13 protein-coding genes are annotated in these 13,681 nt (G+C 49.9%); 7 read left to right on the plus strand and 6 right to left on the minus strand.

Annotation, left to right across the window (positions count from 1 at the left end):
- The first annotated feature begins 198 nt into the window (after positions 1 to 198).
- Complete coding sequence (locus JNJ77_19275) at positions 199 to 864, plus strand: hypothetical protein (GenBank protein ID MBL8824736.1); 666 nt, start codon at positions 199 to 201, stop codon at positions 862 to 864.
- Between the two features lie 241 nt (positions 865 to 1,105).
- Here the strand turns inward: JNJ77_19275 and JNJ77_19280 are convergent, their stop codons facing one another.
- From JNJ77_19280 to JNJ77_19290, 3 genes are all read right to left on the minus strand, one after another.
- Entirely contained in the window at positions 1,106 to 1,498 is a 393-nt protein-coding gene (locus JNJ77_19280) for a hypothetical protein (GenBank protein ID MBL8824737.1), read from the minus strand.
- A gap of 239 nt (positions 1,499 to 1,737) precedes the next feature.
- Positions 1,738 to 1,986 (minus strand): hypothetical protein, encoded by a 249-nt coding sequence (locus JNJ77_19285; GenBank protein ID MBL8824738.1) that lies wholly within the window; start codon positions 1,984 to 1,986, stop codon positions 1,738 to 1,740.
- A 21-nt stretch (positions 1,987 to 2,007) separates the two neighbouring features.
- Entirely contained in the window at positions 2,008 to 2,409 is a 402-nt protein-coding gene (locus JNJ77_19290; protein ID MBL8824739.1) for a DoxX family membrane protein, read from the minus strand.
- Between the two features lie 262 nt (positions 2,410 to 2,671).
- Between JNJ77_19290 and JNJ77_19295 the strand changes: the two genes are divergently transcribed.
- Both JNJ77_19295 and JNJ77_19300 read left to right on the plus strand, forming a co-directional pair.
- Positions 2,672 to 2,890 (plus strand): type II toxin-antitoxin system HicB family antitoxin, encoded by a 219-nt coding sequence (locus tag JNJ77_19295; GenBank protein ID MBL8824740.1) that lies wholly within the window; start codon positions 2,672 to 2,674, stop codon positions 2,888 to 2,890.
- Positions 2,887 to 3,075, plus strand: coding sequence for a type II toxin-antitoxin system HicA family toxin (locus JNJ77_19300; GenBank protein ID MBL8824741.1), 189 nt, complete (start codon positions 2,887 to 2,889; stop codon positions 3,073 to 3,075). The genes JNJ77_19295 and JNJ77_19300 overlap by 4 nt, the downstream gene beginning before the upstream one ends.
- A gap of 107 nt (positions 3,076 to 3,182) precedes the next feature.
- Here the strand turns inward: JNJ77_19300 and topA are convergent, their stop codons facing one another.
- Positions 3,183 to 5,984 carry a type I DNA topoisomerase gene (gene topA, locus JNJ77_19305; GenBank protein ID MBL8824742.1) on the minus strand — a complete coding sequence of 934 codons (2,802 nt, stop codon included), beginning with the start codon at positions 5,982 to 5,984 and terminating at the stop codon, positions 3,183 to 3,185.
- A 332-nt stretch (positions 5,985 to 6,316) separates the two neighbouring features.
- Here topA and JNJ77_19310 point away from each other — a divergent pair, with 332 nt between their 5' ends.
- Positions 6,317 to 8,914 (plus strand): hypothetical protein, encoded by a 2,598-nt coding sequence (locus JNJ77_19310; GenBank protein MBL8824743.1) that lies wholly within the window; start codon positions 6,317 to 6,319, stop codon positions 8,912 to 8,914.
- Between the two features lie 156 nt (positions 8,915 to 9,070).
- Here JNJ77_19310 and JNJ77_19315 read toward each other — a convergent pair whose 3' ends face one another.
- The gene (locus JNJ77_19315; protein ID MBL8824744.1) at positions 9,071 to 9,958 is read right to left on the minus strand and encodes an FkbM family methyltransferase; all 888 of its coding nucleotides are present in this window, start codon (positions 9,956 to 9,958) and stop codon (positions 9,071 to 9,073) included.
- A 247-nt stretch (positions 9,959 to 10,205) separates the two neighbouring features.
- Here JNJ77_19315 and JNJ77_19320 point away from each other — a divergent pair, with 247 nt between their 5' ends.
- The 3 genes from JNJ77_19320 to queG all read left to right on the plus strand — a co-directional run bounded on the left by JNJ77_19320 (position 10,206) and on the right by queG (position 12,822).
- A complete protein-coding gene (locus JNJ77_19320) occupies positions 10,206 to 10,808 on the plus strand; it encodes a sigma-70 family RNA polymerase sigma factor (GenBank protein MBL8824745.1) in 603 nt (200 codons plus the stop codon).
- Positions 10,809 to 10,997: 189 nt separating this feature from the next.
- Positions 10,998 to 11,750 (plus strand): SDR family oxidoreductase, encoded by a 753-nt coding sequence (locus JNJ77_19325; GenBank protein ID MBL8824746.1) that lies wholly within the window; start codon positions 10,998 to 11,000, stop codon positions 11,748 to 11,750.
- Position 11,751: 1 nt separating this feature from the next.
- The gene (gene queG, locus JNJ77_19330) at positions 11,752 to 12,822 is read left to right on the plus strand and encodes a tRNA epoxyqueuosine(34) reductase QueG (protein ID MBL8824747.1); all 1,071 of its coding nucleotides are present in this window, start codon (positions 11,752 to 11,754) and stop codon (positions 12,820 to 12,822) included.
- 28 nt (positions 12,823 to 12,850) lie between these two features.
- Here queG and JNJ77_19335 read toward each other — a convergent pair whose 3' ends face one another.
- A complete protein-coding gene (locus JNJ77_19335) occupies positions 12,851 to 13,504 on the minus strand; it encodes a PEP-CTERM sorting domain-containing protein (GenBank protein ID MBL8824748.1) in 654 nt (217 codons plus the stop codon).
- Positions 13,505 to 13,681 lie beyond the last annotated feature (177 nt).

Consider the following 13,681-nt stretch of genomic DNA (forward strand, 5'->3'; position numbering starts at 1 on the left):
CTGCGAATCAGAGCGAGACGCACCAAGGTTTAGCGAGACGTTCGGTGCGTATTGATTGCGAACGCAAGAGCACCAGTACTTCGGTATTGTAGCACGGCGACATACACTAATTGGACTATATTTCTTTAAAGGGTATAACATGCCTGAAGATGCTGTCAAAGTAGAAGATAAGAAAGACGAGTCAGCCAAAACACTAATGTGGATGCCGTACGGCGACATAGCAAAGATTTTATTTGGTCTGCTGGTTGGTATTGCTGCAACGATTTTTACGAGTTATTGGAATGCGAAAGAAGCGAAGCTATTCTATTCCGTATCCCCACCTATGACTCTCGACAATGTTTCTGTTGTGTCGATAACATTACTAATGAGGGCAATAAAGAGGCAGAAGATGTCATTTTTGTGTTTGGCGTTTCGGGAAAGATCATTACCGAAGCCAAAGTTAGTCCCGATATTCTCCGTGCAGTGAAGAATAGCAAAGATGACACGTTAAATGTCGAATTGAAGATGCTGAATGTAGGCGAAACTGTGAGGATCGTTGTCTCAACTAACAACCCTACTCCCAAGCTCGAATACGTTGCGAACCTTAGAGGAAAAGGAGTCATCGGAAAGGAAGGGAGCAATCTTGAACAATGGCTTGAAACTCAAAGATTTCAAGCAACAATTATGCAATGGGGAGTTTACCTAATTTCATTTTTGTCGCTAGCAATTGTTGTGATGTTAGTTGTTATTCGTAAGCGTACGGATAAGATTTTCAACATTAAGCAAGAGACCATAGACAAATTATTAGACGAGAGGAAATATGTGGAAGCTTACTTGAAGAGGGAGGAAGCTCGTCTAGGCATCAACAGAGCAAGCTCATCCTAGCTCGTTGACAGGATCGTTATTTTGTTCGCCAGTCAGTTTAGCGATAGGTTCGGTGCGTCTTGCTTGAGGAAGCGAGATTACTAGTACCTCGGCATCGTAGCGCTGCGACGCACCCTACTTGGACTGATGCCGCCTTTCGTAGCATAGATGAAAACACCAAGGACTCCGCAGACACCCCATCCAATACCGAATAATTGTGTGTAAACTCGCCAGAGTTTTCATGCCAATGAACTTTGAATGGTTAAGGATTGTTATCGAGGTTTTGGTCGTTAAGTTTGGTTAATTCCTTTGCAGTTGGTTTTGAACGGTTAAAGTTGCCCCATATGACACCAGTGATAACTCCTATCCATCCCAAGGGGTTGAGTAATGCAGACAGAACGCCTGCCTGTTGGTCAAACGAACTTTCACGGTTACCTCCTACGAAGAATGTTGCGACAAATGCGGCAATACCTATCCAGAAAAGCATATATCCAACTGGTTGTTTCCATGCCGGTTGCACTCCTTCTGCATACCGTAAGGTTTTCCCCTTAGGATCAACGATGATTACGTCTTTTGTGCAGATCGGACATTTAATTGTCTCTGTTGCATTGACTATCATCATATCCTTGAAACAGAATCCGCAGCGAACATTCATAATGCCTCCGAAGTTAATGGCAATTACCAAGCAGTTGGCACTATTGTTGGTACTAACAACTATTAACCATAGACCTAATTTTAAAATCTGCAACTTTACTGTTGTCAATCAAGACTGGGTAAAACTTTGAATGTGCCCACAAAGTCGCAACGCTTTGCCTGGTTCATTGCTAATTCTTTTGCGATAGACAAGTCGAGCATCCGTCTGATTATCGGCACAAAACGGCTCATCACAAATCCCTATCGCTCCCGTAATTCCTGCCCAAACTGCAACAAATAACCATTGTTATCGTAGATGCCGAATTCGCGCATGCCGTAGTCGAAGTTTTCGATTTCATAACAGACTTCAGCCTGTTCGCGGAGGTGTTCCCAGAGAGTGTCCACGTCTACCACGGTAAAGTAGAGTGAGCCGGTGAAGGCTGGTTCCACGTCGCCTTCGTGTTCGTTGGGAGCCATCCGCGCTGTGGCGAGGTCAGGAAACCTCGCCACAGCGCGTGGTTATCCATCCCCTCACCCCCGGCCCCTCTCCCTCAAAGGGGAGAGGGGAGAAGCGGGTCGGCCGGTGTACAACCAGGCCCAGGCAACGAGGACAAACTGCAGGAGCAATCTGCCCCACAGGAATGCGGGCGAAACTTCCGGATAACGCTCCGCATGCACCAACATATCGATATGCACCGTGAAGAACACCAGCAGCATGGCTACGATACCCCAGGCTGCCAGCGACTGAGTTTGCCGATGCAATAACAATGCACCTGCAACTATTTCGCACACCCCGCTGAGATAGACGAGTTCCCGATGCCAGGGTAGATAATCGGGCATGATCTTGAGGTAAAAATCAGGATGCCAGAAATGATTGATGCCTGCTGCAATGAATGCGATGCCTAGCAGCCAGCGGAGTACTGTTTTCAGAATACGCACCCCCTCACCCCCCAGCCCCTCTCCCTCCAGGGGAGAGGGGAGAAATCGAAGCCCCGGCGCTGTGTAATGGTCTCCTGACCATTACACCCAGTATGACCGCAGGTCTTCATTGAATACTGGAGACCTGCGGTCAATCTCAGTGGCGAGGTCAGTAAACCTCGCTACACCGCGAGAGCTACTATGTGTGAATTCGAAGATATGTTTCATCTTGCGCTTTCATAGGGTACAATGCAAGAGTGCTGAGGAGTCATGGACCATGCAGTTTACAGCAGTGTTTATGAAAGTTGCTGAAGGATACATCGGATACGTAGAAGAGTTGCCTGGAGCCAATACGCAAGGAGAAACCCTGGAGGAGGCTCGCACCAATTTACGTGAAGCAGTGGAATTAGTACTTGAGGCAAATCGGGAAATGGCACGTCAAACCATTTCCGATCAAGAAACTATTCGAGAACCTTTTGCATTGGCAGTTTTGTGAAGCGAATTGATCTGATTCGTCATTTGGAAAGCCACGGTTGCTATCTTCTGCGGGAAGGCAGCAAACATAGTTTGTATGTAAACCCCACTAATTCACAAACCAGTGCTATTCCAAGGCATCGAGAAATTAACAATTATCTTGCTCGTAAGATTTGCAGGGATTTAGGGGTTCCAGAATTAGAATAACAACAGGTTCCAAATGGCGGAGTCAGGAGACTCCGCCACAGCGCCATGTGCTCATCTGCATGGCTAGCGGAGTACCGCAAGCCATGGCACCCGATCCATATCACACTTTAGACGGAACCCAGTTTCGCAGCCAACTCTTCGCTGAGTTTCGCTGTCCCTTTGCACTTGGGATATTTGGTACATCCCAGGAAGTAACGGCCGCGGAATTCGCGTAGTTTCATGGGCCCGGCACATTCTGGACAGGTCTCCAATATCTCCACCTGAGGCAGTTCCTTCTTCGGTGGTGGCGGTGGCAGAATGTCCTTCAGCTTCTCCTTCAAATCTTCAGGTAGAGGCTTGGCATTGCGGCACTTCGGATAGGCGGCACAACCCAGGAACGGACCGCGCGGGCCTTTGCGGATGGCCATCGGGCCGCCGCATTTGTCGCATGTCACACCGGTGTCAATCGGCTTCATCGGGTTGCCGTCTTTATCCACGTCCTTGGCATTCTTGCACTTGGGATATCCTGTGCAGGCCAGGAATGGCCCACGTTTGCCTTCGCGCAGCACCATCGGTTTACCGCATTTTTCGCAGACATGCTCGGTCTTTTTCATGGCAGGCACCGGCACGCCGCCCTCGCCAATGTTCATCACCATTTTGCATTCGGGGTAGCCGGAACAGGCAAGGAATTTGCCATACTTGCCCATGCGTTCCAGCAGTGGCTTGCCACAATCCGGGCACTTGTGTTCTGTTTCCACCACCTGCCGTTCCTCACCCTCGCGTGGCTTGATGTATTTGCACTCGGGGTAGTTGGAACAGCCTGCAAACTTGCCTAGCTTGCTCCAGCGGATGATCAACGGGTTGCCACACTGCGGACATTTTTCGCCGGTCTCGATACCCTTGACCGGTTCCATGGATTCTTCTGCCGTTTTAAGAAGTTTGTTAAAAGGCTGGTAAAACTCATCCAGCACATCGCGCCAGCCGATCTTGGCATTTTCAATGTCATCCAGCTCATCTTCCATGTGACTGGTAAACTTCACATCCATAATCTGGGGGAAATTTTTGACGAGAGCATCGGTCACGACCATACCCAACTCGGTAGCGAAGAAACGGCGTTCCTTCAGTTCAACGTATCCACGCTCCTGAATCTTGCTGATGATACTGGCATAGGTACTCGGTCGGCCAATACCCTCCTTTTCCAGCGTCTTCACCAGCGATGCTTCATTGAAACGGGCAGGTGGCTGCGTGAAATGCTGTGTCGGAATCAGTTCCATCAGCGAGAGCGGATCGTTTTCCTTCATCGCAGGGAGAATGGCATCTTCCGATTTGCCGGGGGCCAGCACTTTGCGATAGCCGTCAAACTTCAGAATCTTACCCTGTGCCTTGAAGATGCCTTTCTTCTGTGCTGCTTCGATCTCGACATTGGTGACAGCAAACACCGCAGGCGTCATCTGGCTGGCAACAAAGCGGCGATAGATCAAGTCGTAGAGCTTGAACTGCTCCAGCGGTATGACATTTTTCAGCTTGTCGGGAGTCTGCGAAAGATCCGTTGGACGGATGGCTTCGTGACCCTCCTGTGCCGACTTGCCTGAGCTGTACATATTTGCCTGGTCGGGCAGATAGGGTTTGCCAAACCGTGCTTCGATATGTTCGCGCACTGCTTTCAAGGCATCGTTGCTGACGCGGACGCTATCGGTTCGCATGTAAGTGATGAGAGCGACTGAGCCTTCGCCTTTGATTTCTACACCTTCGTAGAGTCGCTGGGCAGCCATCATGGTTCGCTTGGCGGTGTAACGTAATCGAAGTGCGGCCTGCTGTTGCAGCGTGCTGGTGGTGAATGGAGGAACCGGCCGTTCCTGGCGGTCTTTCTGCTCGATCTTCGAGACACTCACAGAATGTTTGTTGATAGCATCAACGATAGCCTGCGAGGTTTCGCCATTGCTTGATTCAAACTTTTTCCCATCCCACTGGGCAAGTTCTGCCGTGAAAGCACCTTCGGGCATTTCTTCGACCAGTTCCAGTTGTGGAACAGCGGGAATAGCTTCTTCACCAGTTTCAGTTGCTCCTTCTGCCTCAACCGGGTCGTTGTCTTCGTCAGGCTTGGCTGCGGTCTTGTTGGCAGCAGCCTCTTTGCGTTTCAGCTCAGCATCACGCAATTTCTTGAAGAAGTCTGGCGCAACCTTGGCAGCCAGGTCAACGGGCATGAATGTACCAGTGATTTTCCAATATTCTTCCGACTTGAATGCCTGAATTTCCCGTTCCTTTTCCACAATCAGGCGGACTGCGACCGATTGAACACGCCCTGCTGTCGCATGACGGGTGATCTTCTTCCTCAATAAGGGGGAAAGCTGGTAGCCTACGACACGATCAAGAAACCGGCGGGTTTCCTGGGCTCGCACCAGATCTTCATTGATCGCACGAGTCTGGGTAAATGCCTTCTGAACAGCCGACTTGGTGATTTCATTAAAAGTCACCCGTTGGACATGTTCATCGGTCAGTCCAAGCGATTCCTTCAGGTGCCAGGCAATGGCCTCACCTTCACGGTCAGGATCAGGCGCCAGATAGACCATCTTGGCCTTGGCTGCCTGTTTCTTCAATCCATTGATGAGATCGAGTCGATCGGGCAGGTCCTGATAGGTTGCAGCCCAACCGTTCTCGATATCGATGCCGAACTTCTTCATGGGGAGATCGCGGACGTGGCCTTTACTGGCCGTCACTTCAAAATCGGGCCCCAGGTATTTACCAATGGTTTTGGCCTTGGCTGGTGATTCGACAATCACCAGATTCTTCCCCTTGCCCGGCTTGATGTATTGCTTGGGTTCGGGCGGAGCTTCTGCTACAACGGCTTTTTTCTTGGTCGTTTTGGGTTTAGCGGTTGCCTTGGTGGCTGCTTTCTTCGTCGTTTTTGCTTCAGTCTTGCGGGTAGCCATCACGGCTCCTCTATTAATATGGCGCTCGGTGCATCTTCAACAAATGGGTTATTGACTGTTCACTCAAGAATCCCCCTGTTGAGTCAGTTGTACGTGTTTTGCAACGCGTCCCTTGTCTAAAGTTCATTGGTATAGAAGGCAGTCAAGGGGTTAGACAAGGGCAAGCCCAGGGAATAGCGAGGAAAACAGGCATGTGAAAGGTGTTGTTCGTGGGCGTAAAGTCCCTACAATTCATACACTTGGGGAATTTTCCTTAAATTGATTGCGGGTAGGCCCAGGCAGTGAAGGACACTGCTCCTGGATACCTGGTTTCTCATGCAAGGTGCTGAAATATGGCGACGAAGGCCATGAACTATATTCGCAAGAATCAGAAGATGATGCTCGCCATCCTGACCATCGGCGTGATGTTCATCTTTGTTCTCAGTACTGATGTACCGGCCATGGGCAATGGCGGCCAACGTGGCGGAATCATTAACTGGTTCAAGGAAAAGCTTGGTGGCAAGCAAGATGATACCGTCTTTCGTGTGGCAGGCACCAATTACAATCAGGATCAGTTGACAGCATTGCAACAGCGCCGCCAGTTTGCTCTGCAGATCATGGGTACTGTTTATGCTAATGGCGAAGAGCGATACCTGAAGGACTTGGGTTTCTCCGATGCAGAAATCAACGATAACAACAAGAAACAGCAGAAACTGCTCGAGATGATGGGCAAGGACAGCACCATTCGCGAAGCCATGACGGCACGCGACAACAGTATTCTCAGCCAGGTACGACCTTCGCTTTCTGTTTTCAACATGTTGAATCAGCCCGAAACACCCGAATCTTTGGCTGAATTTATCGTCATGCGTAACAAAGCGCAGGAACTGGGCATCTCCATCACCAACTCCTCGATCAGAGACGATCTGCTCAAGCTCGGCATGGGAAAAGTGACTGTTGATGAAATCAATACGACCGTCAGAAATCTTGCCCGCACGCGTGGCCCTTCGGATATGGGTAAAGTGGATAACGTCTTTTCGGTACTGGCAGATGAAGTCAAAGTCGGCATTGCTAAGCAGATTGCCGGCGAAGATATTTCACGTGTGATTGCAGAAATCGCTTACGCTCGTGCAGGAATGCCTTTCCCCGATCGTTCCAAGCCCGCCAAGCTAACTCCTGCTGATTTATGGTCCAGCTTTGTTGCAGTGAAAACCTCGCTCAGCACTGGCATCCTTCCCATCAAAGTGGAAGATTTTCTTTCACGCATTGCAGCACCGAGCGAAGCAACTCTGATGGAGTACTTCGAAAAGTACAAGAAGGATTATCCAGGGCCGGAGAAGGATACTCCCGGTTTCAAAATCCCACCGATGTACCGCATCGGATTTGTGATGGCTGATATGAAGAAAGACCAGCCTGCTCAAAAGCACTACTACAAGGTGGTGGATGAATGGGATCGCCTTGCACCGTTCAATGCACTGGCAGAACTGTCACAGGCCTATGAAGCCAAGAAGATGACCCAGTATCGCACGCTACAGCCATACATCGAATTCGCACTGACCAAGCAGCCCGGAAGCCCCTGGGTACGCGTTTACACCTGGCATGCTCAGCAAGATCATGCCCACCTGGCTGGCATTCTCGGCAACTTCGCCCTGGCTGCTACCAAGCTGGGAACCTTTTCTCCTGGCGATATCTTCTCCTTGCAACTCATCGGCGAAGCCGTGCCACAGCAAACGAATGAAATCATTCGTGCTGTAGAAACCATTGCTGGCGCAACATCACTGCCCGGTATGCTTCAACCAGCACTGACCATGCGACGTGGCCATAAAGATTCGTTTGTTCCCTTTGATGTGGTAGTTCCCGTACTCAAGGAACAACGCTACGAAACCAAGAGCAAGGAGTATCTGAACAATGATCTCACCACGATCACGGAAACCCTGACCGAATATGGCAAGAAATATTCTGAATGGCGCAGCAAGGTGCTGCGTAAGCTGCCAACCAGTGCAACGCCTCCGCTTTATAAAGATGAACCCAAGCAGACCCTGCAGGAATATTTGACCAAATTCACCACGGGCCGTGGACTGAGCTACTACGAGACAAAAGACCTGCGTTCCAAAAACAATCTACTGAATGAGCCGAACGAACGCCTACTCAATACCTTCATCAAGCCCCTCTATTACGATCCCAACGACCGGGCAACGCCCCGACAACTGGAAGATACGGTTCGTTATCTGCTGGCCAAGAATGAGATTGGTGGAGACAAGCCCAAGTTATTTGAAGCTACCAATTCCAGCCTGTATGATTCATCACGCAAGAACAAGGAAATTGCCTTGCATTGGGTAGCAGAAGCAAGCGACCCGCGTACACCCACTTTCAAGGAAGCCGAAGCAGATGTCCTGAAGGCCTGGAAAATGGAACAGGCCCGTGCCCTGGCGCAGGAAGAAGCGCAACGAATCATCAAGGATGTACAGGCAGGCCCCGATAATTATCGCAAACTCATTGACATGAAAGGTTATGCTCCGGGTCAGGTCATCGCGCGATACAGTGAACCTGAACTCAAGTCGACAACAGACATACCCACTTACAATGCCTGCCCTATCCCCAAGGCTGTTGACAACGAGCCTGCTGACTTTGTCACGCAGTGCCTGGACAAGCTCAAGAACAAGGGTGATACGGTTGTCATTCCTGATCGTTCCAAATCAGTTTATTACCTTATTTATCTTTCCTCGCGATCCGAGCCTAAGACTTCCAATCCACTGGATCTGGAAGCGTTTCACAACGAAGTCATCAGGCCATCCATGATGCGACAACTGATGATTGATGGAACATCGTTCAGGAACTTTGTAGGCATGGAAGAGAAATCGCAGGATGTAAGATCCTGGATAGAGTACCTCAAGGAAATCACTTCGTATAACCCTGAACTGGGAAAAAGCCTGTCTGAAAACACCAGGCAGTAATTGATTGCAATAAAATTTCGATAATCTGTGGCAGGGTTATTCGGTACTCCGAATGACCCTGCTGGATATGCAACAACTTCGCGATCTCGCAGGGTCATGCATAACCCTGCCACAACTCAATACGTTTCAACAGGCTCCTCATGCAGGTGTCTGTTTCTATTGCATCAGCCATTGCTGCAATTTCCAGTCGTGATCGGCTGGCACGAACAGATAATCACACTCTGTGTAGACATCGGGGACTTTCAAAATTTTATCAGAAAAATTCTCAACACGTTTCAACTGAAACTGTTCTCCGGTTTTCACGACATGCAACAAATGGTAACTATGACTGACCAGCAGTTGCTGCATGGCGTTGATTGTCTTCTGGTAGGCATCTATCGGATACTTCGGATCGCGATGCAGCACCTCGCAGGTGATGAGAGGCCTGTCGTTCTTCAGCACTTCGGTCATGCCCTGCAATACCTCAAGCTCAGCGCCCTCCACATCAATTTTGACGAACGCGACCTGTGGGATACCCACCGACTGCCTGATGTCATCGAACCTGAAACAGGGGATATACATGTGGGTCAATTGTCTGTCAGGCCTTTGATATTCGGTGATGCTGGCATCCGATGCAAAGACCGATGATGATGTTTCCATGCTGAGGGAAACCACGCCTGCACTATTCGATAAACCAATGGGCACCAGGTGGATATCTGATAACTGGTTCATCCTGATCAATTGCATCACATAAGCCACGGCATAGGCATTTGGCTCGAATCCAAAATAGCGTGCAGCCGGCTTTTGAACGCTGAGGTAATCAAGCAAGGTCTGTCCCACGTTTACGCCAATATCGAGCACAGCACCTACGCGCTGGTTCAATGCATGCGACATCAACTGAGTTTTCCAGTTCTCCGTCCAGTGCAGCAGATGTAGCCCGGCAATATCAACCAGGGGCACCTTGATCTGCCTGGTTCCCACTTTAATATTGAGGTCCTTGAACAACCCTTTCAGCAAGCGATAGGAAACTTTCTGATAGTATGGCTTGCCAGCGGTCAAATTCATGAAAACACCGTAATGAGTTATCTTCGCGTGATGCATTTATCCTACAGAATGAAACAGTTGCTTGCGAAACAGGTAGAAAACGATTTGTTGGCGTAATCCTACCCTCTTGACCCGCCATACAACCTGCTGGCACACACTTTTTCCCCACAAAGGCAACTGGTACAGCGTAAAATAGAGTGATGGAACGTCCTGCATGTGTCATTCTGCCAGCACAGGGGTGTAGGTTGGCAGAACCAAGGGCCGGGTTGTGCCTTCGTTATTGGACGACAACAAGCTGATTCAACGCTGTCTTTCGCACCAGCCGGGCGCCTGGAACGATTTCGTAGACACGTATCTGAATCTTATCTACCGAGTTATTCATCACACTGCACATCTACGAGGTCTGACGCTTCGCCCGGAAGATGTGGAAGATCTCGCATCCGATGTACTGCTACAGGTGGTCGCCAACAATTATTCCGCCTTGCGACAGTTTCAGGGACGTTCAAGTTTAGCTACCTATTTGACAGTGATTTGCCGACGATCCTGCATCCACCTGCTGGCTCGTAAATTTGGAACTTCAGCCATCTTCCAATCGATGCCGAACTCTGCGCAGGCAATGGAAGAAACCGAAGAAGATCATCACGATTCTGATTCGCTGGAACAGGTACACGATCTGCTGACAGCACTGCCTAAAAATGTGCGTGAAGTGGTCCGTCTGCATTATCTGGTTGGTTTGAGTTACGAGGAAATCAGCAGTCGCATGGGCATACCGGTGAACAGCATCGGCCCGCTCCTAAGCCGTGCACGTCAAAAGCTCCGCATGAAACTGCAGGCAACTGAAGAAACTCCTCCCACTAATGTTGCTTCCTAGACAATCTGGTTGAAGTAACCAAGCGATGTTTTTCTCCTCCCCTTACCAAGGGGAGGCCGGGTGTGGTTATAGCTACAGCATGAACAACCCCGTCTAACTTCCCCTTGGCAAGGTGGAGAACCAAAGCCCTGTTCGCCGCTGGCACATTTAGCCTGTATAACCCTCTTGAGTACCTCATGAGGACGATTCATGGCCCATCATCGGCTGAATGGCAAGGTTGCGCTGGTAACAGGCGGTTCTCGTGGCATTGGCGCTGCCGTCTGCCGTAAACTGGCTCGAGATGGTGCAAATATAGTACTTACCTATGGCTTCGAGGATGAAGCAGAGGCTGCAGAGCGTGTCTGCGACGAACTGGTTCTGCTGGGAGTGCAGGCATCCACGTATCGGTGCGATATGGAAATTCCCAGTCAGATTGAATTGCTCTTTGCTGCGCTCAAGAAGAACCAGCCTCAGTTGGATATCCTCGTCAATAATGCCGCAGTGGGGGATATGATCCCGTTCGAACAGATTGATGTCGCTCAGTTTGCCCGTTTCTTCAACATCAATGTGCGCGGCCCGATGTTGGCTATCCAGCAGGCCCTGCCCTTCTTTGGCAAAGCAGGCGGCAGTGTGATTAACATCAGCTCAGCCATCGTCCGGGAAAATCTGGTCGGCTCGATGCTTTACACCTGTACCAAGGCATCCATCGATGCCATGACCCGGTGCCTGGCGAAGGAACTCGGTCCAAAACAAATCCGCGTCAACAGCGTCTCCCCTGGTTTAACCGAGACCAAACTGGCTCGCGACACCATGCCCGGCCCGATGTTTGACAGGATTGCCCGGCACACACCACTGCGCCGCCTGGGCCAGCCTGATGATATTGCCGGGCTAGTAGGTTTCCTGGCTTCTGATGATGCCTGCTGGGTTACCGGTGAAATCATTGGAGCGACCGGAGGGATGTAACATGCCTTCCCTCAGTGATGCCATCAAGAGCCAGGCCCATCAGCTTGGGTTTGAGCTGGTGGGCATCACACCCGCCACAAAAGCGCCAACACACACATCCTTCCTTGACTGGCTCGACCAAGGCTATGCAGGCGAGATGGCCTATCTCGAAAAATACAAAGAGGCCAGGTCGAATCCAGAATCTATACTCCCTGGCGTGAAAAGCATTATTGTTCTGGGCATTTCGTATCATCAGCCTGCTTTTCGAAAGGTGCCAGTGTCACCGCTACATGGAAAAGTAGCCAGCTATGCCCTGAACACAGACTATCATGAGTTGCTCTGGAAAAAGCTCAATTCCCTGTCCGCATGGTTGAATGAACAGCAACCTGCAGCAAACACTCGTGGAGTAGTGGATACTGCTCCGCTCCTGGAACGTGATTTCGCGAGGATGGCAGGCTTGGGATGGTTTGGCAAAAACACCATGCTCATCAACAAGCACTTTGGCAGTTTCTTTTTCATCGCATCAATGTTAACTGATGTGGAACTCGAATATGACCCGCCGCATGTACCAAGCCATTGTGGAACCTGTACCGCATGCCTGGATGCCTGCCCCACGCAAGCATTTCCAGAGCCGGGCAAGCTGGATGCCACGCGGTGCATCAGCTATCTGACCATTGAGCTAAGAGGGGCGGTGCCTGATCAGCAAAAGAAGGATATCAACCACTGGTTGTTCGGCTGCGATATCTGCCAGGATGTCTGCCCATGGAATCGTAAAGCGCCAGCGGGAAAGGAACCTGCCTTGCTGGCAGATCAGCAGCAGCAATCTGGCACGATAAACCTGCTCGAACTATTCACCTATTCCGCTGAACAGTGGCGTTCACGATTCAGACACACCGCACTCTGGCGGGCTAAACGGAATGGATTATTGAGAAACGCGTGTCTGCTACTCGGAAATGAACAGAATGCAGAGGCCTATGCATTGCTCAAAAAGGCCATGATGGATGAAGATGCTGGAGTGCGTGATGCTGCAAGATGGGCCTGCAGGCGGATTGAAACTAAACAAAAACAGCCTGCTTCATTGGAAGCAGGCTGACTCGATTGCTGACAGTTGATTGCAGAGATTAGCAGTCAACCGTTTCGATTACCTGATCTTTCTTCTTGCGTTGGCGGTATACATATCCACCAACACCAGCGATTGCCAATCCAATCATGGCAATACTGGCTGGTTCAGGCACAGCAACACCAACCGTGAAGTTATCCATGCTGTTGAATTGAGCTGCCAGAGGAGCTGACAAAACGAGTGAAGTAATGACCGTGCCGTTATCAGAAGTGAACCCTCGATAATCTGATGCACTAGTCGTGGTGAAACTCTCCACGGTACCGTCGCTGAGTGTTATTGTGACCGTGCCAGTCAATGGATTATCAGTCACATCAGTCAGAAAGAAATTGCCACCCAGAGCAGTCACATTACCACTGGTGAATGTGATGGTGAGTGACTGTTGAGAATAAGTGTTGCCAATGAATGCACCACTGCGATATAGTGGCTCAATTCCACCAGCTGCGTCAAATATGTACGAAAAGCCAAGGCTTGAAAACCCTGCTCCGGAATCATAAGTTCCAGGGTTGCCAGTAAAGGTTTCGGTATAGAAACCAGGTGAAACATTGGCTAGGAAGGTTGCAGAAGACGTGTAGACTGTGCTCTGCGCTGATAGTTGACTGTGGTTGGATAACAAGCATGAAGCCAGAACGGCAACTGCGACCCATTTCTTCATCATCGATGCACTCCTGTGCGTTGTGATGAGTCTCAATCATCCGTTGAATGATTGAAACCCTCTATCCTTAGCTGTTGTTCTATGGAGAAACGTGGATGGGTACGTCTCTTAGCTTCTGCGTATCATAGTACATTACGTTGACAAAATAAAGTCAAAAATAAACTTTTTCATTCGATTGAA

This window comes from Planctomycetia bacterium, from assembly GCA_016795155.1.
Lineage (GTDB): Bacteria > Planctomycetota > Planctomycetia > Gemmatales > HRBIN36 > JAEUIE01.